This window comes from Collinsella sp. SGI.033 (assembly GCF_050315135.1).
Taxonomy (GTDB): Bacteria; Actinomycetota; Coriobacteriia; order Coriobacteriales; family Coriobacteriaceae; genus Collinsella.
This window is the reverse complement of sequence record NZ_JBNPOK010000079.1, coordinates 1-328: the sequence shown is the minus strand read 5'-3', so window position 1 is coordinate 328 and position 328 is coordinate 1. Positions and strand designations below refer to the sequence as shown.

The 328-nt window shown below is 68.3% G+C and carries 1 protein-coding gene; it reads left to right on the top strand.

What is annotated here, in order from left to right; all coding sequences use genetic code 11:
- Positions 1–328: transposase (locus ACQRC0_RS08840; RefSeq protein ID WP_427729343.1), on the top strand; the 328-nt coding region annotated here is incomplete at both ends.

The window sequence follows — 328 nt, the reverse complement described above, 5'->3', positions numbered from 1 at the left end:
CACGACATCGAGGCCAGGAAGGCGGCGATCGGGCTCTTCGAGCGAGGCCACGGCTCCGAGTCGGCGGCGAAGGCGCTGTCGGTCCCGCGCGACACCGTGAGACAATGGCTCTACGTATACCGGTCGTTCGGAAGCGAGGTGCTGCTATCCATGGACGGCAAGCAGACCAGGTACACATACGAGCAGAAGGTCGCCGCCGCCTCCGCCGTCGTCGACGGCGGCATGAGCAAGCGGGACGCCATGGAGGCGTTCGGGGTCATGTCCCTGGCGCCGCTCAAGAGATGGTGCGCGCTCTACCGCGAGGGCGGCGCCGAGGCGCTCAGGCCCA